Origin of the sequence: Chryseobacterium indologenes, from assembly GCA_016025055.1 — a bacterium.
Taxonomy (GTDB): Bacteria; Bacteroidota; Bacteroidia; order Flavobacteriales; family Weeksellaceae; genus Chryseobacterium; species Chryseobacterium indologenes.
This window is the reverse complement of sequence record CP065590.1, coordinates 533,838-557,081: the sequence shown is the minus strand read 5'-3', so window position 1 is coordinate 557,081 and position 23,244 is coordinate 533,838. Positions and strand designations below refer to the sequence as shown.

The window sequence follows — 23,244 nt, the reverse complement described above, 5'->3', positions numbered from 1 at the left end:
CAACCTGCGAAAAATAAAAAAAGCTGCCCAAACGGACAGCTTTTTATTTATTTTAAAATATCAGCTTCAATCGAACTGTCACCATACACTTTTATAAAAGCTTTAGTATAATCTTCTTTTGTTGCAAAATTCGGATTGTCTAAAAATTTTTGCGGATTGATCGCAAACAACGGGAACCACGTGCTGCTGATCTGAATCTGGATTTTATGTCCTTTTTTAAAAGTATGAACCACATCCTGAAGCCTGAAATTTACAGCTGTCTTTTGATTGGGAACCAATGCTTCCCCTTTTCTTTTGTATTTCTGAATCTGGCAGGCATGATCTCACTTCTTACCATCTGGTGGTAATTTCCGTAAATAACGCCATCTTTCTTTTCTGCAGGTTTGAAATCTTCAGGGTAAACATCAATTAATTTTACAGCAAAATCAGCATCCGTAGAAGAAGAGGCGATATTTAATTTGGCCATGATTTCTCCGGCAAAAGTGATATCATCTGTCAGAATATCTGTAGTGAAAGTTAAAACATCTGGCCTTCCCACTGCGAATCTCTGATCTTCGGACATATAATTTTTAGGAGTAAATCCATTGAAATCTTTTAAATGATCAGAACTCAGGACCGGGTTGTCAGGATCACTGTAGTATTCTGAATACCCCTGACCTGAAGACTTTTGTAAGGTTTTATCAGATAAATAAAAATTGATTTTCTGTGCGTTTTTTGGAGGATATGAAGCAAATTCTTTCCATACCTTAGCTCCGGTATCATACATCAGAGCTTCAGGAAGCCCTGCATCTTCTTTGGTATTTCCTTTCAGGTAATGACTGAAGAACTTTGTTTCCACATTTTTTTGATAATAGGTAGCAATGCTGTCTCCAAAATAAGTTTCGCTGTGGAAATGTTTTCCTTGCTCCTGTGACCATCCGCCATGAGAGAAAGGTCCCATTACAATCGTATTCTTAGCTTTAGGACTGGTCTTTTCAATGGTTTTATAAATATTTAAAGGCCCCGAAAGGTCTTCAGCATCAAACCATCCTCCCACAGTCATGACGGCATGATTGATATTTTTCAAATGAGGAAGTAGTCCTCTTTTTTGCCAGAATTCGTCATAATTGGTATGGTTCATAATTTCTGTCATGAAGAAATTATCTTTGTAATATTTTTCATAGGCTTCTTTCAGGGTTCCAAGATCCCTGTAGAATTTTAATCCGTCCTCAGAAGTTTGTTTGATAAAAGAATCCATATACCAGCCTTTGTTTTCCGGTTTTGTTTTTTGAACGCCAAATACAGGAAAAGTTCTGAAATACCCCAGCATAAATCTTCCGTTGTGGAGGAAGTCGTCATTCCAGAAATCAGAAATCGGAGCCTGTGGAGAGGATGCCACTAAAGCAGGATGCTGTGCAAGAGTTCCTACAGCGGTATAAAATCCAGGATATGAAGTTCCGAACTGACCTACTTTGCCATTATTATCTTTTACATTTTTTAAAAGCCATTCAATGGTGTCATAGGTATCTGTGCTTTCATCAACATCTTTCTTTGTTTTGCGTTCTACCTGCGGAGTCATATTGGTAAAAGTTCCTTCGCTCATGTATCTTCCCCGTACATCCTGATAGACAAAAATATATTTATCTTTCATCAGGTAGGTATTAGGACCAATTTTGGACTTGTATTCATTTTCCCCATAAGGAGCAACGCTGTAGCAGGTTCTCTGCATCAGGAAAGGATATTTGTTTTTGCTGGAAATATCTTTTGGAATATAAACTGAAGTGAAAAGTTTAACCCCGTCACGCATTGGAATATAAAATTCTTTTTTGGTGAAATTATCTTTTACAAAGCTGTCTTTCTGCTCGGTATTTTGTGCTTTCCCCAAAAGGAAAAATAAAATAAATAAAATTGAAATATGGATTTTCATAAAAAAAATTTACGGCTAATTTAGAAATAAAAATGCTCTTATTATCGCTTATTCTGTGAATCTTCCTTTAAAAACGGAATATGATTATGCATTCATGGGTAAATCTGATCAATATTTTTCATAAAATCTATGATTGAAATGGAGAATCATTGTATCAAAATGATAGGAACAGGCTCATGCAAAGGAAATTTATATACTTAATGAATGAGATGGCTTCGCTTACGGCCCGCATAGCAGATAGAAAAATAGCCGGAAAAATCCCGGCCATAATCAGAAAATATATAAAAGTATGGTGTTTACATCTTTTTACCTGCAAATTTATTCAGCTTCATACTGATCGAGAACATGATGTATCGTTTCAAGATAAGATCTTCCCTGTCTTCGAAATAAGAATCTGTAATGGTTCTTCTCACGCTTTGATTCTGATTCAGAATGTCATAAATTTTAACTTTTGCAGTGAATTGTTTGTTAAAGAACGAATATCCTAAGCTCGTATTCCAGAAATAGAAATCCTTTTTGAAACCTGGGGCAATATTGGAGTTGGTATTGTATTCAAAATCATTTCCGAAAACAAATCTTCCCTTGAACAGATAGTTAGTCAATTCCAGTTTCAAAGATTGATTGGCTGTGTTGACCCTGTCAACATTGTAATTGAGGTAGTTGGAAAAGCTGTATCCAAGACGATATGAAGGCTTTATAGTCATCTTGTCTTTGATTTCATACACAAGATTCATTCCCGGATTGAGGTTGTAAGAATGGCTGGTATAGGCCTGTCCGTTAATAAAGCCATTGTTATAATTATAAGTCATTGTAAATCTTGGACTAATGGAAAATTTATAATCTTTCCATTTAAAGGTTTTCGTTAAGCCTCCGCCCGCATTGATATTTTTGTTTCCGCTCACATTATCATAAGTGACAATCTGTTTCCCGGCGTCATCATATTTGGAATAATTGATAATATCGTTATTTCTGTAAGTAAAACCTACATTGATGTAATAGCTTATATTCTTTATCCTGTTATAATTGCTGAAATAAAATGATAAATTATTGGTCCATGTATTTTTCAAATCAGGATTTCCGGTGTAGGTGCTTAAGGGGTTTGATTCATCCCGGTAAGGAGTCAGTTGTTCTGCGCTGGGGATAGTGAAATTGGAGTAGTTATAGATGCTAAAGCTTTTGCCTTCAGAAAACTGATAGTAAAAATTAAGATTATATCCGGGAAGAGCAAAATTTTTCTGAAGACTGTACTGCTGGCCATTGAAAACGGAATTTACATTCATATCCGAAACATCAAGGTTCACCGATGCCCATAGATTCAGTTTTCTTTTGCTGAGCTGAAAAGTCATTTCAGGTGAAATCTGATTAATTCTTTGCTTCATACTTTTAGACAAAAGCATATTATATTTCGAGTATTGGCCGGTGGCATTATCAAAATCATTTACATTTCGCAGTTCATTAGTCCCCCTGTTTTCATACTTTACCTCAAAACTTACTGTGGCCGAATCAGAAACAGGTTCGGTATAACCTGCAGTAAAAGCAAAATTATTATTCTGATTTTTATTTTTTGTTAATTGGTCTCTGTTGTCAGAAGTATTTCCGGAATCCTGATAAAATAAATTCGTAGATTGACTCAGATTATTCGTTTTGGATTCTGAAATGGTAGTGTTGATGGAAGAAGAAATTACCCTTCTTTCCTTCTTGAATTTTTTGGAGAAATAAATACTCGGTGTAAAAGCATTGTTTTCCGATTCATTGCTCGAATACGAATTACTTTCATTCACTAAAGCATCGCCCCTTAAAGTTGATGATTTTGAACGGGTAACCGCAAGGCTTCTGTTTTTTGTAAACCCGGGAGAAATATAAATATTCGTCAGAGAGTCCAGTTTTATTTTTGCCGAAGAAGTAAAACTATATTGTCTGGATTCATTATTGCCTTCATTTTCGGATTGCGTCTGAAGGGTATACTGTGGAAGAAGAGTAGATCTTGAAACTTTGGATTTAGTTTCTGTATCAGAATCATTATACATTAGACTGAACGAGTCCAGGTCCGCATCTTTTCCCAATTTATCACTATAATTCAGGCCTATGGTGGAAGATTTTTGAATTCCCTTATTTCCTCCATTCTGGCTGCTTCCGGAACCTCCGGAACCCATCCAGGAATTCCTTCCGCTTCCCATACTGTCAAAAACTTCATCTCGAGAAAATCCTTGAGAATTGATATTGTTTGAAGAGGCCAGCAGACTGATTTTAGTATCTCCTTTAAAATAACTGATCAACCCACTTGTTTCATAGCGTTTATCCGAACCATATCCGACGGTGATTCTGGTGAGCAATCCTTTATTTTTCTTTTCATCAATATTAAAATTGATGGTCGTATTCTTGGATTTGGGTGTTTTTCCGCTCAGTTCTTCCTCTTTGGTTTTGGTGGTGGTAAACTGAATGTTTTTGATGATATCTGCCGGAAGGTTCTGAAGGGCTAATTTGCCGTCTTTATCGAAGAAGGGTTTTCCGTTAATCATAATCTGGTCAACTTCTTTTCCGTTGGCTGTTATTTTACCTTCATTGCTGATTTCCACACCGGGGATCTGTTTCAGAAGTTCTTCAATTTTGCTGTCGGGACGCACTTTGATAGATGATGCGTTAAATTCTATAGTATCTTTTTTATTTTAACGGGAGATACTGTGATTTTTACCTCATCAATCTTGTTGATGATAGTTTTCTTATCAAGCTGAATATCTTCCAAGGATAATGATTCTGTGACGTTGTCCAGCTTTTTTTGAATAGGAAGATAATTTTTCAGCATCAATTTTCAGAAAAGAAGGTTCGCTGATCCTGTCCGTTTTAAGAGAAAATCTCCCCTCTTTGTTGGTGGACGTATAATTAACAATGGAAGAGTCTTTTTCTTTCAACAAATATACCGTGGCATTTTCTACAGGCTTTTTATCAAAATCCGATACTTTGCCGTCAATATGTAGTTTTTGAGCATGCAAAATAAATGGTGTGGATACCAAGATCAAAAATAATAAGATTTTCTTCATTGCGTCATTTTTCCAACGGCTAAAAATAAAAAAACATCCCAACATAGGGATGTTTCTTTTAAAATATTTCTTGAAAATTAGATTTTCTGCAAAATTATGCTCTCAAATATCTTGAATAAGCATATCCTTCCTGACCGTCAGCAGTTTTTACTTTCCACCAGTCATCAGAAGTTTGTTCGATTAAAGTTACGGCTGAACCTTTGGCAGCTTTACCTACAACAGCAGCTTCCGTAGAAGGCTCCTGTCTGATGTTAAGGTTAGATTCGTCAGTCGCTACCGTTAAAGATGCTCCTGACGCAAGACCAGCAACCTGTACATCGATATTGATATCTGAAGCAGAATAGGTAGAATCAATAGCTCCTAAAGCATTCCAAACAGCGTCTTTAGCAGAAGTATTGGATGCATTTCCGGAAACATAAAGAATTCCGTCCTGCTCCTGAACCTGAAGATTTGAAATCCCTGCAGATTGTGCTGCAGAAACTACGCTTGAATATTTATCTTGTAATTCGCTCATCTTAAATTATTTTACAATTAGGTTATTGTTATACTTTCCGATTTTCAAAGCATCTACAGATTCTTTGATTTTTCTTGCCTGTTGAGCAGAAACATTTCCTGTAAGAGTCAGTTGTCCGTTTACAACTTCTACTTTTACAGTAGGGAAATCTTTCACTGCATCCTGAACTTTTTTCTGAACAGCAGGATCTACAGCAGAAGTAGTTTCAACTGGTGCAGGTGCTGCAGCTATAGTAGACATATCCATTACGTCTTTTACTCCGTTGATTGCCTTTAGTTTAGCAATCGTGGCATCCTTAGACTGTTGGTCAGCAAAAGTTCCGCTTAAGTGAGCTACACCTTCTTTTACTTCAACAGAAGCACCGGGATTAGAAGTTACTACAGTAGTAGCCTGAGTCTGAAGGTCGGCATCAGAAATTTTCTTTTTACAAGAAACCGCTCCGAAAGATACAGCTACAGCTAATGCAGCCATTGCGATAGTTTTTTTCATATTGTATATTTATTAATGTTGTTATACAATCAAATGTAACAATAAAATTTATACCAAAGGAATAAAAATTCAATAAATGTTTCTTAATTTTTTTACAATATTTTCTAAACCAGCTAATTAATTTTTATGTTTCAAAACGGAATACCTTATACATCCTAATTTGAATAAAATCTTGTGTCAATTGAAAAACCATTATATTTGCGCAAATTGAACTATATATATGAAAGGACAGAATAAACTTTTTATAGCGATTGTCATTGCCCTTGTTCTGGGAGTAGGAATCGGAGGCATAGTACACGTAAAATATCCGGAAAGTGCAGAACCTTTTTCCAAGAATATCAAATTGTTGGGAACAGTCTTCATCAGGCTGGTACAGATGATAATAGCACCTTTGGTTTTTACAACTCTGGTAGTGGGAATTGCTAAAATGAGTGATATCAAAATGATCGGAAGAGTAGGAACGAAAGCAATGCTTTGGTTTATTTCGGCTTCTTTGGTTTCACTTTTTATCGGATTGATGCTGGTGAATTGGCTGGAGCCGGGACATGTAACAAAACTCCCTATTCAGGATGTTTCTTCAGCGGAAGACCTTCTTAAAAGCAGTAAAAGCTTTTCTATGGAAGATTTCGTGAAACATATGATTCCTAAAAGTTTATTTGAAGCTTTTGCTACCAACGAAGTTTTGCAGATTGTCGTATTTGCTATTATGTTCGGGATTGCTTTGGCTAATCTTGGAGAAGCGTATGCGCAGCCTGTTGTGAAGCTTTTTGATATTATTGCCCATGCTATCCTTAAAATGGTAGGATATATCATGTGGTTTGCTCCGTTTGGAGTATTGGGAGCTATTGCAGCTGTAGTGGCAACCAATGGTTTTGAAATATTTAAAGTGTATGCCATTTATCTTAGAGACTTCTTCTTTGCCCTTGGAGTTCTTTGGATCGTTCTTTTGATTGTGGGATACCTGATCCTGGGGAACCGTCTTTTCGACTTAATGAAGAGAATTAAAGAACCTTTACTGATTGCCTTTTCCACGACAAGTTCTGAAGCAGTATTCCCTAAACTGGTAGAAGAACTTGAAAAATTCGGATGTAACAGCAGAGTTGTATCTTTTATCCTGCCGTTAGGATATTCTTTTAACCTTGACGGAAGTATGATGTATATGACATTCGCGTCTATTTTCATCGCACAGATCTATGGAATTGAAATGACTCTGGGACAGCAGATCACGATGCTTCTGGTGTTAATGCTTACTTCAAAAGGAATTGCAGGGGTGCCAAGAGCTTCCTTAGTGATTATTGTAGCGACCTGTTCTATGTTCGGAATTCCACCGGAGGGAATTGCCTTAATTTTACCAATTGATCACTTCTGTGATATGGGAAGAAGTATGACCAATGTGTTAGGCAATACACTGGCGACATCTGCCGTATCAAAATGGGAAGGACAATTAACTGAACCGTTAGATAAAGTTTAAAACAACAATGAGTGTAAAAAACTTAGAACTATACAAAAGCCATATTGACAAATATGGCTTTTCTGTTATCAATACAGTGTTTTCAGATGATGAAGTTGAAGAAATAATTAATGTTCTCAGCAGCATAGATACGTCAAGAGAGAATTTCAGAAAATCTGAAGACCTCTTTGCGATAAGACAGTTTTTAAAAAGAAATCCCGGACATTAAAGAACTGATTTTTACTGAAAATCTTAAAAAGGTTATCCGGGAAATCTTTGGTGAAAAATATTTTGTTGTAAAAAGCATCTACTTTGATAAACCGGAAACTTCCAATTGGTATGTAGCCTATCATCAGGACCTCACCATTTCTGTGGATAAAAAGATGGAATTGCAGGGTTTCGGCCCCTGGACAACCAAGCAAAATCAGTTTGCAGTACAACCTCCAATGGATATTTTGGAAAATATCTATACCATCAGGATTCATCTGGATGATACCGACGAAAATAATGGGGCACTGAAAGTGATTCCAGAATCTCATTCTAAAGGTATTTACCGACCCGAGACTATCGATTGGAAGGTAGAAACAGAAAATATCTGCAATGTGCGGAAAGGCGGAATAATGCTAATGAAACCTCTTACTCTTCACGGTTCCAACAGGACAACCAACGGTAAGAAGAGAAGGGTAATACACATAGAATTTTCTGATATGGAACTTCCTGAAGCCCTGAAATGGTCTGAAAAAATGAATGGATAAAAAATCGCCCTTCGAATTTTCGAAGGGCAATTTTTTATAAGAAGCTGAATGCTGAATAAGGAAGTACTGAAAGTCTATGGATCAATATCAGTATATCTGATCAATGTATCCAAACCTGAAAATTTTTATAAGTTGACTTTAAAAAGTAATTTTTCAAGTAATAACTTCAGGTTTCACTGTTCGATTTTCCTTAATGGGCAGAAATTTCATCAATAAAAATATAGGCCTCACCTCCGGCTCCCTGATGCCATTCCGGAAGTTTACCGGAATAGTAAGCTTTTACTTTGATGTATCGTGCTTCTGTAGGAAGAATATCTCCGGAGAAATCTTTAATCTGTACTTTTTCATCTTTCGGATCAATTGTATTATCGATGGTTTTGAGCAGAATAAAATCTTTGCCATTCATCGAAGCGTAATATTCTACTTTTTTGGGCATCAGGATCCATGCTTTGCTGTCCTGAAGATAGGTAGACGATATATTGGTAATCTGCTGGGGAGATTTAAAATCTATGACCGCTTCAAAGTTTTGCCCCTGATATCCCTGCCATTCTCCTTTTCTCCAGTTAATATCTCCTCTGATTCCGTCAATAAGAGCCAGCTTGCCATTAGCAGTATATTGGGGAGTAGCTTTTGATAGGGTATTGATTTCCCAGTAATTTGGTCTTCTGTTAAAGTGGGCTACCGTTACTGAGCTTTTTTCTCCTTTTCTTTCAGCATAGGCGTGGACCTGGGTACTTTTGGTAATAGAAAAGGGGCCCTTGTAAGGAATGAATGTCTTTCTTTTATTCGCATCGCTGTCATCGATTGTCATATAATAGACTTTGTCTCCTGCGTCCAATGGCGCAATTTCTACTTTGGTGGAGAAATCAAAGATTCTGTCTGCGGAAATCACCGGAGAAGGTATAAGCTGGGTATATTTTAAATCCTTCACAGGTACCATATTTTCAAATCCCAATCTTTTTAGTTCTGCCCTGCCGGTATTTTTCGTAATGGTTCTGGTAGAACCGTCTTCAAGATGTATTTTAATTTCATCAAAATAAGGCGTAGTGGTTTCCCATTCAGGCAGTCCGGGAGTGACAGAATAAATCCCCATAGCACTCAGAATATACCATGCACTCATCTGGCCGCAATCCTCATTTCCGATGAGTCCGTCAGGAGTATTCTTGTAAAAGTTGTCCAGAATATATTTTATTTTGGCATCTGTTTTTTCCGGCTTATCTACAAAATTATACAGGTAAGCAATATGATGGCTCGGTTCATTTCCCTGCGCATACTGTCCTATTAATCCCGTAATATCGGCCTGTTCTCTCCCTGTGGTTTTGTCCGGTGCAGTAAAAATAGCATCAATAAACTGTTCGAATTTTTCTTTTCCGCCGTGGGCTGTAATGAGTCCCGGAATATCCTGCTGTACAGAATAAGAATAGTGCCATGAATTTCCTTCCGTATAATTGTTATTCACCTCTCTCGGATCAAAAGGCTCATACCAGTTGCCATTCTTTCTTGGCTGCATAAACCCGTTTTTAGGATTATAAAGATTTTTCCAGTTTTGGGAACGTTTCATAAAATACAGGTAATCTTCTTTTTTGCCCAAAATCTTTGCCATCTGGGCAATACACCAGTCATCATAGGCATATTCTACGGTTTTGGAGACACTTTCAGACTCATCATCCATGCTGATGTAGTTGTTCTGTTTGTAGGCATTTAGACCGAAAATATCCTGCATGGCAGAGCTTTTGGAAGCCTGAAATGCTTTTTCGTAATCAAAACCCTTGATCCCTTTAGCCATAGCATCAGCAATCACTGAAACGGAATGGTACCCGATCATACATTCTGTTTCATTCGATGCCAGTTCCCATACCGGAAGTTTTCCTCCCTGTTCGTATTGTTTGATAAAGGTATTGATGAAATCTGCCGTTCTTTTTCTGTCGATTAACGTCATCAGTGGATGTGCACCTCTGAAAGTATCCCAAAGAGAAAATACGGTATAATAATCAAAATCTTTGGCTGTATAAAGTTTATTATCTCTTCCTCTGTATCTTCCGTCGACATCCATATTGATATTGGGTTGCGTGAAAACATGGTACATTGCAGTGTAAAAAACGGCTAATTTATTTTTATCATTAGACTTAGCCTCTATTTTTGAAAGTTCCTGATCCCAATCTGCTTCAGCCTGCTTTTTTATCGCTCCGAAATCTGATGATTTTCCTTCTGCCAGCATATTTTTTCCGGCTCCTTCATATCCTGTAGGAGAAAGCGCTACTTTTACACTGATCTTTTCTCCTTTTTTAACATCGCTTGAGAATGCCAAAGCGAGTTTTGTGCCTGCGAAATATTTACTTTCCTGCTTTCCGTTGGCTTCAGCTTTCGAAATTTTCATAGGTTTTGAAAACTCAATTCTGGCATAGATATATTGATTGGTGGCCCAGGCTTCACTTCTTCTGAATACTTCAACCGTTTTGTCGTCAATAATTTTTACCTCACCCTCCAGAAGTTTGTCCCGATGGTTGAGATCTAAAATAATATTAGCATTTCCCGGATTATTGAAAGTATATTCGTGATATCCCACTCTTTTGGTTGTGGTAAGACGGACATCAATATTGTTTTTATCTAATCTGACAGCATAAAAACCCGCCGTTGCTTTTTCGTTTTTGTGTGAAAATTTGGAAGAATAATCTTTAGGATGGAGACCGGGATTTCCCATAGTAGGCATCAGCATAATATCTCCGTAATCTGAAACTCCCGTTCCGTTGAGGTGAGTATGAGAAAAACCATAGATAACAGAATCCGAATAATGATAACCGCTGCATCCGTCCCAGCTCCCGTCTATTCTGGTATCGGGAGATAATTGCACCATCCCGAAAGGGACTGTAGCTCCGGGAAAAGTGTGTCCATGGCCTCCGGTTCCGATCAATGGATTGACATATTGTGAATAATTTTGAGCGCATATCACCTGAGTCATAAACAAAGAAAATATAACCAGCTTTTTTTTCATATTTCAATTTTGTAAAAGCGAATATATCGAAAAACAACAAGATTGACGTAATAAATCAGGCAAATGGATTGTCATATTACAAACTAGTAGAATCAATGAAGAAAACAATAGGTATTGCGCTAATGGTGTTGCCGGTGCTCGCATTTTCACAGAGTATTACGGGAAAAATTTTACATGACGGAAATATAGCTCCCTATGTTGAGGTGGTAGTGACAAAAGATCAGAAAAATCAGACGGCTATTTCTGATGAAAAAGGCAGCTATTCCCTTAAGCTTTCAGAAAACGGAAATTATATTCTCAAACTTATCAGGGATGGTGAAGAAGTATCCAGAAGGGATATTTCGGTACAGGGGGATGTAAAACAGGATTTTTTCCTTGAAAAAAAGGTAGAAAAGCAAATCGAAGGGGTGACGCTTACAGCCAGAAAAAAATTAATTGAAAGAAAGGCAGACCGATTGGTTTTTAATGTAGCCAATTCAGTGGCTTCCCAGGGGATGGACGGGGCAGATGCAATGGCTACGACACCTTTGGTGAAAGTAGATGATAATTCAGGCGTTTCAATTGCCGGGAAAAGCGGAGTGGCCATCATGATCAACGAGAGAATACTGAATTTATCCGGGGCCGAGCTTGTCACTTATCTTAAAAGTCTCCGATCCGAAAATATTGAAAAGATAGAAGTAATTACTACTCCTCCTGCAAAATATGAGGTACAGGGAAACAGCGGCCTGATCAATATTGTGCTGAAGAAAAATCAAAACCTTGGATGGAGCGGTAGTATTACAACCACACTTCAGCAACAAACCTACACGGGAACCTCAAACAGTGCCACAATCAATTATCAGAATGAAAAAATGCGTTCTTCACTAAAACTGAGACAGAATAAAAGTGAAAAACATTCTTATGAAAATTACAGAATAGAAGGAGCCGAAGGCCTCAGAAGTTCAGATAGCAGAAGAGATTTCGGGGACGGTGCAGGTGCCAATTTTAGTCTTGATTATCAGCTGAATTCTAAATCTAATGCAGGATTTATCTATGACTACGGATTCGGACATTCTAATATGGATATTATCAATACGTCAGACTATTTCAGGAATGAAAACTACACCAATACCTTGTTAACGTCTGCAGAACACAGGGCAAAAACTACCCAGCAAACGATAAGCGCCTATTATGATATAAAATTTGGAAAACAAGAGCATAAACTAAGCATCACAGGAAATTATTTCTCAAATAATCCGGAAACAACCATTGATTTTGTGACGAGAGAAAATTCCGGACAGGGATCTATTGTAAAATCACCTTCAACGGTTGACTATAAAATATACTCAGGCCAGGCAGATCTTACCTTGCCTTTTCAGCTTGCTAAAACGGAAGCCGGGGTGAAATTCACCAATTTTGATAACAATTCACAAATATCCTATCAAAATTTTATCGATGGAAAGTATGTAACAGATCCGGTAAAAAGCAACGAGTTTAAATACCAGGAGAAAAATTATGCAGCCTATATCAGTTTTGAAAAGTCGTTCAACGAAAAATGGTCAGCAAAGGCTGGGCTCCGGTATGAATATTCTACAATAACCGGATATTCGCTGATATCGGGGCAGCAAACAGAAAATTCCTACGGTAAATTTTTCCCTACCGCCTATATTTCGTATAAAAGTAATGAGAATCATACTTTTAACCTGAGCTACTCAAAACGTATCAACAGACCGGGGTTCCGGGCCATCAATCCCTATCGCTGGTACACCAATATCAACTCTTATTTTACGGGAAATCCGTTTCTACAGCCTTCCATTAATCATAATTTTGAGTTTTCTCATGTTTATAAGGGAAAATTATCAACCTCATTTTATTTTCAAAGGTCTTTGGATGCGTTTGGACAGCTTACGAATCTGAAAGATGAAAACAAAATCAGTACTTTCGAAAATTATTATAACCAAAACAGCCTCGGCCTGACCATCAATTATTCTGACACTTTTTTCAGATTGTGGGAACTGAATTATGCGGCAGATTTATCCTATATGGAAACCAACGTTTTTGCTACGGATGCTGCCTCAAGGAAGGGAAGTGGATATGAATTTAATTTTCAGAACAATATATCCTTAAATAAAAGTAAAACCATTCAGCTGATCGCCAACTATTGGATGCGCCTGCCTTCCAATTCCGGGAATATACGCTGGGAATATCTGGGCAACTTTACTACCGGAATAAAGATAAGTTTGATGGAGAAAAATTTACAGATCAATGCAACGGTTTCTGATATATTCAAACAAGCCAAAAGTTTGGGACAGATCTTTTATACCAGCGGAACGCACTCTTTCAACAATTATTATGATGCAAGAAGGCTGACGGTATCGGCTACTTATACTTTCGGAAATAAAAAAGTAAAAGGAGCAGACCGTAATGTGAAATTCGATGAGAAGAACAGAGTAAACTAGAAAAGGGAGAATGGAGGCGGAAAATATTTCCTGCCTCCTGCTTCCGGCTTTTTCCACTCTTTATACCTCGCCCTCAAAAAAAGTCGTTCAGGTAATTCTTCTGATTTTCCTTTTCTCTGGCCGTTCCGAGATATTTTTTCCATGCCTGAGATTCATGATAGACAATTCCCATCTCCCAGACGCAATAGGTAGGATGATGATTTTTATTTCTGTCCCAGACTTCAAACCGGCCGGAACCGTCGTAATAAACACTTTCCCATAATTCATTTTCGCTTCGCCATGTGCAGACTAAGAGAAGGTACTTTTCTCCGCACCGGTGCATAATGACAAAACCTAGATCCTCAATGTCCTGGAATTTTTCCTGAGCATTCTCAATGCATATTTTAGCATGATTAATATCTTGTTTTGAAACCTGATCAGGATCTTCTGCCAGGTTATACCACTTGAAGCTGGTGGTGCCAACATTGAAAATTCCTTTTGGAACTGCCTGTTTTGAGGGGTATGTATTGACTTTCATTGGTTTTGTTTTAAGGTAGGGTTAGTTTGACTAAGGTAAAAAATAGCAGGATAAAATTTTTACTGATCTTATTTATCACCTGATGTTATAGATTTTATTGATTCTAAATTATCAAAAAAAAGCGTAAATTTGTGAACAATTTATATTTAGTATGTTGACGAAAGAAAAGGTTCAAGATTTCCTTAAAGAAATAGAAGTAGACGACTTGGTGAATAATCTTCAGATTATGGGTAATGATGTATATATTGACATGACTGCCCATTCGCCTGCCATGCACGAAAAGAAAAAGCTGGAAGCCGCTATGAAGCAGGCTTTTGCCAGTGAGTTTGGAGAAGATATTCATTTAAAACTTAAAATCGTTTCTCCGGAACCTAGTGAAATTCAGCAAAGTCAGATCAAAGGAAAGCAAATTCCCGGAATTCAAAATATTATCGCTATTGCTTCCGGTAAGGGAGGAGTAGGGAAGTCTACAGTTTCTGCAAATATGGCAGTGACTCTGGCTAAAATGGGCTTTAAAGTAGGATTATTGGACGCTGATATTTATGGTCCTTCAGTTCCTACCATGTTCGATACAGAAGGGCAAAAACCAATTTCGGTAGAAGTAAACGGTAAGAACCTGATGAAACCTATCGAGAATTATGGGGTAAAAATGCTGTCTATCGGATATTTCTCAGGCTCTAACCAAGCGGTAGTGTGGAGAGGCCCAATGGCTTCGAAAGCATTAAATCAGATGATCAGAGATGCTGCATGGGGAGAATTAGACTTTTTGTTGATTGACCTTCCTCCGGGAACCGGTGATATTCATTTGTCTATTATCCAGGAAGTTCCTGTAACCGGTGCTGTGATTGTGAGTACACCTCAGCATGTTGCTTTGGCAGACGTAAGAAAAGGTATTGCGATGTTCCAGATGGAAAGCATTAATATTCCGGTTCTTGGATTAATCGAAAATATGGCGTATTTTACACCGGAAGAATTGCCTGACAATAAATATTATATCTTTGGAAACCAGGGAGCACAATATCTGGCAGAAGATTTAGGTATTCCTGTATTGGGAGAGATACCATTGATCCAAAATATCAGAGAAGCAGGAGATGTAGGAAGACCGGCTGCACTGCAGGAAGATTCTAAAATTGCGGAAATCTATACAGAAACTGCAAGAAAGATGGTGGAAAGCTTGGTGGAAAGAAATAAAAACCTTCCTCCTACTGAAGCTGTGAAGATCTCAACAATGGCCGGATGTTCTCCAAAAGCAAAATAATAACATTTCAAATTACATTTGAAAAAACCGAATTGAACTGAAAAAATATGGAAACAAACATAACACACGAAGATACTGTAACAAGAGTAATGGAAGCTCTGGAAAGCATCAGACCGTTTTTGAATAAAGACGGAGGTGATATAGAGCTTATTGACGTGAAAGATAATCAGGTTTTTGTAAAACTTTTGGGTAACTGCTCCGGATGTTCTTTGAATTTTTCAACCCTAAAACTAGGTGTAGAAAATACCATTAAACAACATGCTCCGGAAATCGAAAAGGTAGTTAACGTAGAATAAAATTATATCTGATATATTTTTAAAAGACAGGCTTTTTGCAAGGCCTGTCTTTTTTTGATGAAAAATATAATTAAGCTCCTTTTAAAAAGCTTGTCGTTTTATTTTAATTAAAATGATTTCTTAATGAAATATTGGAGATAACATTGACACTTAAGTTACTACTGGTGGTGTCCCGCATTCTGTATTGAATCTGGATTTGCGTTCCGGCTGTAAGATTTCCCATCCAATACAGTGGCATACTCCCTCCGTTCCCTCCGCCACCGGTTCCAAAGTAGGATGTCGCCAATACGGTGGAAGTACTTGTATTAATGATCTGCGCTGCAAAGGTCTTTGCTGTACCCGAAGTTGTGGATATTCCCAGTTGAACAATTCCTGAAAACGAATATAATCCTGTAGTAGGTATTGTAAATGTGCCTGCAGTATGTACATTACCGATATCAACACGTTCTGTAGCAAAGTCTAAAGTAGTCCACGGAGAGTAAGCAGTGGCAGTGTAGGCTGTTGTCGAGGCGCTGGGGCTTCCGGTAAATACCAGCTCAGTAATATTTCGGTTATTGATTTCCGTACGGGTATCTGTTACCTCTGCGATTGGCTCCCATTGAGTCCCTGTCCAAATATAAAAAGTATCTTTAAGGACATTATTGGGTGCAGTACCGGAATTCTGAAGATTATAAACCAGCAGTCCCTGATCCGTTGATGTTGCAGATGAAATAACCGGAACGGTCGAGGTATCGTTACTACCGGATAACTGTACCCTCGGAATCAATAATCCTTTATTAGGGCTTACCAAGTCTAAAATTGTTCCCGGATCAGGCGTTGAAGTACCTATTCCTACTTGCGCTTTTGCTAAACCGGTACTGATAAGCAAGAGTATATATATAAATTTATATTTTGAGCCCATATTTTAATATTTATAAATGTTTATTGTCCCTGATTCCATTCTGTAATTACCTGCTGTATAAGAATATTGAAAGCTAAGAAGATGGTTTACAGTGAGATTTCGGGTATTAATTAAAGTAGTGTACATTCTGTTGAGTACAAATCTGCCCGAAACAAAGCCAATAAATGATCCGTTATCCAACAGCCTGTTAGTACTGGTTCCCCCTGAATTTGCAGTATTAGACATAACCGATACAAATTCTACCAGATAAATTCCCGTAGAAGGAACTGTATATTGACTGGTTCCCAGGTTCCATCCTGAATATTTGTCCACAAGAATTTCCTGGGAAGTTAAAGTAAGTGGAGTGGCACTTCCTCCACTGGCAGTACCTAATACAGTATAAGGCTTTTGGCCTATATTTGCGGAGAAAATCAACAATGGGATATTAGCTGAGGAAATAATACTTTCAGTAGCAGTGGATGTTGCCTGTGAATGATATTGATTATCACTTCCCCAATAAGCGAGGGAAGGAGTTAAATCATTATTAATATCCATGGATGTATTATAAAGCATCACCCCTAGAGCAGGAGCAGTAATGGGTGTCGTTGTACTGTTTCGGGCCGTTATAGCCAGGTTAGGAATTCTCAGAGCCTTATTATTAGCATCTAATTTTACAATAGCTCCCGGTGAAACATTGGTAGATCCTATGACAAACTGGCCAAAATACAGTTGTGAAACAAACAGCAGAAAAGACAGGCAGAAAAGACGTGTTTTCATAATTACCATATTTAGTTGTTTAATATTTTAGAAATAGATACATTGGTGTTGCCTATCTGATAATTCGTACCGTTAGACTGAACACTGAAGGAAATAGTATCTCCAATGACGAGCTCTAAAGTACAGGTACTGGATAAGCCTGCAAACTGGTAATCTCTTTCCATAGCATACGTACATACGGTAGCTCCGTTCTTTTGAACAAACAGGGCAGAGCTGCCGTTAATATCTCCTGTCGTGTTTCTGGTATCTACATTGTAAGTGATCACGTACATTCCGTTTTCTTTGATCTGATAACCGGTATAGGCTCCTGCAGGACCCTGTACACCTGCCGGCAGGTTTTTGAAAAGGGTATTGAAAGTAAGGCCGGTCGTTGTACCTCCAGCTATACTTGAAGATGTAGCAATATTACTGGCCGCAAAAACAGGGGTAATGAAAGGAATTTTTTCAACCTCCGTTATAATATTAGCTTTCGTAAACATCTTTTCCCAGGCAGTTCCGTTGAAAACATACAATCCTTTATTGACACTCGACATTCCTGTACCCGCAACGGCTGTATTATAGATGACAAAACCCCGTTTAGGAGCCTGAACCGTAGAAATATCAGCTGTTGAGGTGAGAGAAACAACCGGAAGCTGGAAACCTTTATTTGTTGAAGTGACATCGAGGATCGCAGACGAATTGGGAGCGGTATTTCCAATCCCTACTCCTCCTTGTTGAGCATGGCCGAAAATTAAAAAGAACATGCAAAGGAGAATGAAATTTTTTTCTTGCATTTTTTTTGTTTTATTAAAAATAAGAATAATTACATGTAATTATTGCTTTTTTATAGTTAAATTATTGTAATATATGCTTAGATATTTTGTTTTTAATGTGGTTTTTGTTTGACTTATTTTATTTTTATATCTCATTTATTTAGTGATATTCTTAATTTATGAAAATCAAAAAAAAGTGATTTAATTTGAATTAAATAATAAAAAAAGCTTCAGAATTTTCTGAAGCTAATCTTTATAAATAAATATTTTTTGTATTGTTGAATTTGAATTTCAATAGGTCAACAAGCTTTACTTTATTGTTTTGCTACTTTATTGCCTACTCCGGTTAGTGACGTATCAGGCTTTCCGCTTTTGGTTCCGGATGTTTTATAGAAGACGGTATTATTACCACCTTCCATAACGATTTTATCTACTTTATCGATGTATACTTTATTACCAGTCCCCGAAACGGATATTTTTTTCGCACTTCCTTTGATCATAACAGTATTGTCGCCACCTTCGACTTCTACAACTCCGCCATTAAGCGTGTAATTAAGTTTGTGACCAACTCCTTCCACCTGTATTTTTTTGTCATTATCTGTTTTTTCTACACCATGGATAGATTCTGTTTTTCTGGATTGAGAAAAAGCGGTCCCGGTCCCAAGGAACAGAATGACTAAGATTCCTGCTGTTTTAATACTTTTCATATTGATTTTGGTTTTTGTTGCAGGTAAATATAAGAAGAAAATGATCTTCCATTCCGGGTTTAAAAGTTAAATGATCTTAAAATTATACGGTATTATTACCAAAAAAGCTCCGGAATTTCCGAAGCTTTGAATAAAAAGAAAGACTATTTGTTTTACTTTATTATAATCCTCTTGAGATGCCCTTCTGAAGTTTTTACAAGATAAACTCCCGTAGAAAGATTTGCTGTACTGATGGTGAGTGCATTTTTTTCTTTTCCGATCAGTTTTCCGGACATATCAAACAATTCGTAATCCTGTTTTCTGTTAAAATACAGAATGTTTCCTTTGTTCACAGGATTAGGGAATATATTGAAGGTCGGACGACTGTCTTTTGTTTCACCGGTTCCTAGTGTAGGCGACGGGGCTACTTCATACATCGATAGCGTACCGCTGATTTCGTTGGCGATAATAACATATCCTTTTCCTGTAGTTGTGTTTTCCGGAGCAATATAGATAAGCCCTTCTGGACCATTATCGCCACCATACGCCGAAGTGGTTCGGGAATGTTTATAATCTGTAAAAATAGCATTAGTAGGATCAGTGATGTTGTAAACCATTACGCCGCCCGTTCTTTCCAGGGTAATAAAAGCGTAGGTTTGTCCGCCTATGGTTCCCAATGCCACACCTTCCGGTTCAGGACCTTTCGCACGGCTTCTGCTTTTAATGGTATTGGATTCATTATCTGCATTGAAAATTAGCGGGTAATTGGCTGCGATATATCTTTCAAACTGATCTCCGCTATCGTAAACCCGTTGTTTGGTATCGGCATTGAAGATGGAGAATGAGCGTGCTCCCAGTGCTGCCATTTCTTCAAACTCTGCATCTCCGTCCGTATTTCCCGTAGCAGATGATACTCTGAATCTTCCAAGGTTATAAGATGCTTTTAATAAGGCAGACTGCGGGAAAATAGCAGGATCTAAAATATAGGAGCCAGCTCCCACTGTTGTCCTCTCACTATATCCGGGAAGGTCTTTTTCATCTCCTTCGTTGGCGGTGATGATGTAATTCGTATTTCCGACTTTATAATTTTGAACGGCATCGGGGATGTAGTAGGCTTTTACAGGCCAGTTGGCAATTAAAACTTCACCGTTGTTATCTGATGCATCAAAGCCATTACCAGGCAGACTCATGTCTTTTTTACCTAATCCCCAGATACCTGTAATCGTTTTGGAAGTAAGATCAACTTCAGCAATGGCATTGTTTTCCTGAAGGGTAACCCAGGCTTTCTGACTGTCTGCACTTACGGTAACGTACTCAGGTTCTAAATCCTGGGAAAGGCTATTGTTGGATCTCACTTTCCTTAACCCTGTAGCAGTAAGAGCAGCAACCTGTGAATCAAAATTATTGAAATTGAGTGTCGTTACATGGCTTTGGGTAAGATTGCCAATACCTCCTGAGATATCGATGATACTTATAGTTCCTTCAGGGTCTACAGTATAAGCATTATTTGGCTCTCCTTCATTTGCTGTAATTACTTTCGTGCCGTCCGGTGAGAAGGTAATCATGTCCGGTAAAGCACCTACGGTAACCTGCTTAAGGAAATTTCCATTAGTATCAAAAAATACTACAGAACCATTTTGCTGCGGGTCGGTATTGGGCGAAGCGGTGGCAATAATTCCGTTTTTTATGGCAATGCTGGTGATTCCACCGTACGGAGCCATGTTTACAGTTTTAACTACCGATGGAGATGTTGGATTACTGAAATCAATGATATCAAAAACGTCGGTAATGGAACTTATCGTAAATAACCTTTGAGTGGAAGGATCATGTACAACAATTTCCGTCGAACTGTTATTCGTTCCGGAAGGATCAAAGCTTCCGATATAATTCAATTGGATCTGATGAGAAGGAACCGGAGCGGCTTTATCATTGTCTATAATATAAACTGTTGATGAATTATCTCCTGAAATGCTTGCTCCGACAGGGTTTTCAAGGCTTACCACAAAATATTCGGCTTGCTGCTCTTCAAGGGTATCATCAATAATCGGAATATTGACTGTATAACTGGAAGTGGAAGGAGTGATCGTGATGGTCTGATTGGTTAATGTAAAATCATTTTGATCAGCCGTGCTGTATGGAGCAGGTTTTACAACGAGATTGACGGTCGCAGAAGAAGGATTACTTACATTAATCTTGAATGCCAGATTTCCTGAATTTTCATTGACTTTAATGAAGTTTTTATCCAGAGAAACCGTTGTTCCGGCAGTGGTGAAAATGCTGGAAGTAACGGCTGTTATACCGTTATCACTAAAATCTTCAACCATATTGGGCTTAAGGGCAAGATAATAGGTTTGCCCGGGCACCAATCCGGAAGTCGGAACAATAGTGATGGTGTTGTTGCTGAAAGTAGTGGTAAAGGGAACTTGGGTACCTGTAGAACTTCCGAGACGGAGCTCTGCAAGATTTTGTGCATTAGAATCGTTAATCGAGGAATTATCCGTTAGTCTGACATTTTCGTTGAAAGAAATGGTAGGATTAATGGTTGTTGAGGCATTATTTGTGTTGTTGATGGGAAGATAAGTGACTGTAGGGGGAGTTGTGTCTGTTGCTCCCGTTGAAGTAGCATCTACCGTAAAGTTATCAAAGCGGTTATTACCGCCTGTTCCTCCTCCTGTAGCCGAGAATTCCACTTTTAATTTGAAATTCGGGTTATTGGACACTCCTGAAAGGGCAGAGAAGTCAAACGAAATCAGCTGGGGATTTGCATCCTGAGGATTTACGGTTTGATAAGGAATAAAAGTATTTCCATCGACGGAATAAGACCAGGACTGGGTTCCTGCTCCCTGTCCGGACCTTCTTGTAGTAAATTTTACCGCAACATTTTGGTAGCCCGTTGTTGGCAGATTAAATTGCAAAGCTCCACCAATAGGATTGTTGAATCTTAAATGGGTTCCGGAAGGGTCTCCGTTTCTCGCATTCGAATTACTGATATTGAAATTCTGTCCGGTACCGCCTGCAAAATCTATGTCACTGGTACCTCCTGCAATGGCTACCATAGAACCATTTGCCAACGTAGAGGACGGCGCAGTTATAGAAGCTGCGGAAGTATTGTCATTAAAATTCCAGTAATGAATAAGTGTCTGTCCGAAAAGCCCGCTCTGAAAAAAGAATGCGGCAATGACAGACCCTTTTAAAAGGTAGTTGTTGATCATTTTTTACTTCAATTATATGAATACAAAAATGAACTTTATGTTTCGCAACTATTTTAATGGAATTTTAAGAAATGTTTAAAAAATAGTTTTTTTTAAATAAAAAATCGATAACGAAATAATAGATCACAGTGTTTTTCAGAATAGGTTATTTTGCAGGCTGACCCAGAAAATTTAAAATCTTCCCTGACTTGGTTCCTTCCAGCGGATGTTTCTGCATGTAAAAAAATCCTGAAATGGCCGTCAGAAGTAAGAGTACAAAAATAACCAGAACTATTCTTTTTAACATGTCTCTCATATCGCTAAATTTTTAATATCTCTAATTTCTAAAGTGGAGGTAGGGTATCCTTTTTGCACGGCATTGATCATTGCTCTACCCACTTCGTGTAAAGTTAGTGATTTTGACGGTAAAAAAACAGGAAAAAACCAAATAAAAGGTTTAAAAAACCATTTTACATTCAATTGACCCTCAACCGGTTTCATAAAACCGGGACGGAAATTGTAAACTGCTTTGAAATTCATTTTCTTTAAAGCATTTTCTGTTCTGCCTTTCACTCTTGCCCACATGACCTTTCCACTTTCTGTGCGATCGGTATGAGCTCCGGAGACATAATTGAAAACCATTTCAGGATTTTGATTCAAAACGGCTCCGGCAAAATGTATGGTGGTATCGTAAGTGATTCTGGTATACTCTTCTTCATTCATTCCAACACTGCTGACTCCGGCGCAGAAGAAACAGGCATCATATCCTTTTATGGCTTCATCATTGAAATCCATTGACAAGAAGTCGGATATAATATATTCTTTCAGCTTTGGGTGAGTTTTTCCGGATGGTTTTCTGCTGATGCTAAGGATTTCAGAAACATTGGGGTTTTCCAGGCATTCCATTAAAACTCCTTCTCCTACCATTCCGGTAGCACCGGTCAGAATTATTTTAATTGAGTTCATTGTTTTGATGTTATTAGTTAGATAACGATTGACAGAAGTACTTTACTTTAAAGTTATGAATTTTTTTGCTTAAGACTGAAGGAAGGCTTTTATTAGATCACAGATAGGAGCAGCGGGCTTTAGCCCTTTCAATAAAAATGAAAGCATCCAATGGCTTTAGCCAAAATTTATCGTCAAATAACGAGGTTTCTTTAACTGCCGGCAGGTATTTTAACATTATAAGATGGTTATCAAAACAAACCTGTCAGATTTCAGAAACCTTCTGGGTTTATCCACTCAATCAGCGACCTTTGTTTAAATAGCCCCGATTGCAGCGGCATCCTTTTTCTGAGAGGAAAG

General features: G+C 37.9%; 15 protein-coding genes and 3 pseudogenes. 5 read left to right on the top strand and 13 right to left on the bottom strand.

The annotated features are described in order from the left end of the window. Positions 1 to 47: 47 nt before the first annotated feature. The 4 genes and pseudogenes from H3Z85_02520 to H3Z85_02505 all read right to left on the bottom strand — a co-directional run bounded on the left by H3Z85_02520 (position 48) and on the right by H3Z85_02505 (position 5,947). Positions 48 to 1,906, bottom strand: a pseudogene (locus H3Z85_02520) (CocE/NonD family hydrolase). Positions 1,907 to 2,202: 296 nt separating this feature from the next. Then, positions 2,203 to 4,944 (bottom strand): annotated as a pseudogene (locus tag H3Z85_02515) (TonB-dependent receptor). 94 nt (positions 4,945 to 5,038) lie between these two features. Further along, a complete protein-coding gene (locus H3Z85_02510) occupies positions 5,039 to 5,458 on the bottom strand; it encodes an SH3 domain-containing protein (protein ID QPQ52387.1) in 420 nt (139 codons plus the stop codon). 6 nt (positions 5,459 to 5,464) lie between these two features. After that, complete coding sequence (locus tag H3Z85_02505; protein QPQ52386.1) at positions 5,465 to 5,947, bottom strand: BON domain-containing protein; 483 nt, start codon at positions 5,945 to 5,947, stop codon at positions 5,465 to 5,467. A 220-nt stretch (positions 5,948 to 6,167) separates the two neighbouring features. On the opposite strand from H3Z85_02505, the gene H3Z85_02500 reads away from it, so the two are divergent. Both H3Z85_02500 and H3Z85_02495 read left to right on the top strand, forming a co-directional pair. Continuing rightward, a complete protein-coding gene (locus H3Z85_02500) occupies positions 6,168 to 7,418 on the top strand; it encodes a cation:dicarboxylase symporter family transporter (GenBank protein ID QPQ52385.1) in 1,251 nt (416 codons plus the stop codon). 7 nt (positions 7,419 to 7,425) lie between these two features. After that, a pseudogene (locus H3Z85_02495) lies at positions 7,426 to 8,152 on the top strand (phytanoyl-CoA dioxygenase family protein). A 190-nt stretch (positions 8,153 to 8,342) separates the two neighbouring features. Here H3Z85_02495 and H3Z85_02490 read toward each other — a convergent pair. Then, a complete protein-coding gene (locus tag H3Z85_02490; protein QPQ52384.1) occupies positions 8,343 to 11,144 on the bottom strand; it encodes a glycoside hydrolase family 92 protein in 2,802 nt (933 codons plus the stop codon). 95 nt (positions 11,145 to 11,239) lie between these two features. On the opposite strand from H3Z85_02490, the gene H3Z85_02485 reads away from it, so the two are divergent. Then, positions 11,240 to 13,582 (top strand): TonB-dependent receptor, encoded by a 2,343-nt coding sequence (locus tag H3Z85_02485; GenBank protein QPQ52383.1) that lies wholly within the window; start codon positions 11,240 to 11,242, stop codon positions 13,580 to 13,582. A 73-nt stretch (positions 13,583 to 13,655) separates the two neighbouring features. Here the strand turns inward: H3Z85_02485 and H3Z85_02480 are convergent, their stop codons facing one another. Continuing rightward, positions 13,656 to 14,099 carry a hypothetical protein gene (locus tag H3Z85_02480; protein ID QPQ52382.1) on the bottom strand — a complete coding sequence of 148 codons (444 nt, stop codon included), beginning with the start codon at positions 14,097 to 14,099 and terminating at the stop codon, positions 13,656 to 13,658. 151 nt (positions 14,100 to 14,250) lie between these two features. Here H3Z85_02480 and H3Z85_02475 point away from each other — a divergent pair, with 151 nt between their 5' ends. Together H3Z85_02475 and H3Z85_02470 are read left to right on the top strand one after the other, a co-directional pair. Beyond that, positions 14,251 to 15,357, top strand: a complete 1,107-nt coding sequence (locus tag H3Z85_02475) for an Mrp/NBP35 family ATP-binding protein (protein QPQ52381.1) — start codon at positions 14,251 to 14,253, stop codon at positions 15,355 to 15,357. 47 nt (positions 15,358 to 15,404) lie between these two features. Next, positions 15,405 to 15,653, top strand: a complete 249-nt coding sequence (locus H3Z85_02470; protein QPQ52380.1) for a NifU family protein — start codon at positions 15,405 to 15,407, stop codon at positions 15,651 to 15,653. Positions 15,654 to 15,756: 103 nt separating this feature from the next. On the opposite strand, the gene H3Z85_02465 is transcribed toward H3Z85_02470, so the two are convergent. The 7 genes from H3Z85_02465 to H3Z85_02435 form a co-directional block, all read right to left on the bottom strand. Continuing rightward, positions 15,757 to 16,521, bottom strand: coding sequence for a hypothetical protein (locus tag H3Z85_02465; protein QPQ52379.1), 765 nt, complete (start codon positions 16,519 to 16,521; stop codon positions 15,757 to 15,759). A 36-nt stretch (positions 16,522 to 16,557) separates the two neighbouring features. After that, a complete protein-coding gene (locus H3Z85_02460) occupies positions 16,558 to 17,310 on the bottom strand; it encodes a hypothetical protein (protein ID QPQ52378.1) in 753 nt (250 codons plus the stop codon). Positions 17,311 to 17,321: 11 nt separating this feature from the next. Further along, the gene (locus H3Z85_02455; protein ID QPQ52377.1) at positions 17,322 to 18,083 is read right to left on the bottom strand and encodes a hypothetical protein; all 762 of its coding nucleotides are present in this window, start codon (positions 18,081 to 18,083) and stop codon (positions 17,322 to 17,324) included. 293 nt (positions 18,084 to 18,376) lie between these two features. Beyond that, positions 18,377 to 18,769, bottom strand: coding sequence for a DUF3060 domain-containing protein (locus H3Z85_02450; GenBank protein QPQ52376.1), 393 nt, complete (start codon positions 18,767 to 18,769; stop codon positions 18,377 to 18,379). Between the two features lie 152 nt (positions 18,770 to 18,921). Further along, positions 18,922 to 21,960 (bottom strand): choice-of-anchor I family protein, encoded by a 3,039-nt coding sequence (locus H3Z85_02445; protein QPQ52375.1) that lies wholly within the window; start codon positions 21,958 to 21,960, stop codon positions 18,922 to 18,924. Between the two features lie 145 nt (positions 21,961 to 22,105). After that, positions 22,106 to 22,255, bottom strand: a complete 150-nt coding sequence (locus tag H3Z85_02440; GenBank protein QPQ52374.1) for a hypothetical protein — start codon at positions 22,253 to 22,255, stop codon at positions 22,106 to 22,108. Next, positions 22,252 to 22,905 (bottom strand): NAD-dependent epimerase/dehydratase family protein, encoded by a 654-nt coding sequence (locus tag H3Z85_02435; GenBank protein ID QPQ52373.1) that lies wholly within the window; start codon positions 22,903 to 22,905, stop codon positions 22,252 to 22,254. The genes H3Z85_02440 and H3Z85_02435 overlap by 4 nt, the downstream gene beginning before the upstream one ends. Positions 22,906 to 23,244 lie beyond the last annotated feature (339 nt).